This window comes from Sandarakinorhabdus sp., assembly GCF_051860625.1.
Taxonomy (GTDB): domain Bacteria; phylum Pseudomonadota; class Alphaproteobacteria; order Sphingomonadales; family Sphingomonadaceae; genus Sandarakinorhabdus.
In genome coordinates this window covers 1-744 of record NZ_JBHYDQ010000031.1, presented here as the reverse complement: position 1 = coordinate 744, position 744 = coordinate 1, and the positions used below count along the sequence as shown (strand labels likewise).

1 protein-coding gene is annotated in these 744 nt (G+C 68.5%); it reads left to right on the top strand.

Features of this window, described 5'->3' with window-relative positions:
• Positions 1–744, top strand: a 744-nt coding sequence (locus ACTIEZ_RS15420) for a hypothetical protein (RefSeq protein ID WP_439547575.1), incomplete at both ends; no start/stop codon positions are given.

The following is a 744-nucleotide window of genomic DNA, read 5'->3' as shown; positions in this document are numbered from 1 at the left end:
ATCCGGCAGCGCCCGACTATGCCGGCCTGCTGGCCACCAGCACGGGGCCGATCAATGGCGACATCGTCGTCGCCGGCACGCTGAGTGTGCCCGGCCCGCTTGACCTGCGCGCCAGCGGCCTCATCAACCTCGGCGGCGCGATCACGGCGGGGCTGACCCAGATCGAGGCCGGCAGCGTGCAGTTCGGCGCACTGACCAGCAGCGATGATGTGGCGATCACGGCAGCGACCAGCGCTGATCTGGGCGCCATCACCGCCACCGGCGCGATCAATGTGAGCAGCGGCGGGCCGCTGATGCTGGCCAGCGCTGATGCGGGTTCGGCGCAGATCGCCACTGGCGGCGCACTTGTGATCAGCGGCGCGCTGAACACCACGGGTGCCACGGAACTGTCGGTTGGCAGTGCCAGCCTTGTCAGCCTGAGTGCGGGCACGGCACAGATCGCCACCAGTGGCGCGCTGGACGTCAGCGGCGCGTTTGTCACCACGGGTGCCACGGAACTGTCGGTTGGCAGTGCCAGCCTTGGCAGCCTGAGTGCGGGTTCGGCGGTGGTTGTCAGCAGCGGGCTGTTCGCGGTTGGCGGGGACCTGGTCACCACGGGCAGCAGCCAGTTGACCGTTGGCAGTGCCCAGTTGGGCAGCGCGATGGCGGGTGGGGACTTCATCCTGGTCAGCGCTGACGCGCAGTTTGCCAGCATCAGTGCCGGCAATGATCTTGATATCCAGGTCACCGCCGGCAGCGTGGCGG